The sequence below is a fragment of the Bremerella sp. JC817 genome, from assembly GCF_040718835.1.
Lineage (GTDB): Bacteria > Planctomycetota > Planctomycetia > Pirellulales > Pirellulaceae > Bremerella.
Window position 1 is genome coordinate 1 of the sequence record NZ_JBFEFG010000176.1, and the last position, 388, is coordinate 388.

Annotated in this window: 1 protein-coding gene; it reads left to right on the top strand. The window is 60.6% G+C overall.

Going from position 1 to position 388, the window contains the following annotated elements:
* A partial coding sequence (locus tag AB1L30_RS00845) for a phosphopantetheine-binding protein (protein ID WP_367011448.1) occupies positions 1–293 on the top strand: 293 nt, incomplete at its 5' end.
* Positions 294–388: the final 95 nt, after the last annotated feature.

Below are 388 nucleotides of genomic sequence, written 5' to 3' on the forward strand. Positions count from 1 at the left end.
TACAGAGGGGGGAATCCTTGATGAAGGAATCCGAGATACTGGACGACCTGGCCCGCGTGCTTTCGGATTTCCAAGGGCGAGAGTACTCCGACCTCATTGGCCCTGAAACGCGCTTTTTCGCCGACCTGGGCCTCGCGTCGATCGACGCCGTGGTCCTCGGCGAAACGCTCCAGGCGCATTACGGTCGACCTCTCCCGTTCGGCGAACTGATTGCCGAGCTCGGCCGTCGTTCGAATCGCGACCTTTCGATGGGAGAGCTAGCTTCGTTCCTTGCCAGACACCTCCACGACTGATCGGAGTCCGAGCTGATGCCCCATCGAGCGGTCAATGGCCTCCGGCTCCATGTGCAGCATGCAGGGGAAGGCCCTGATGTGATTCTCATTCACGG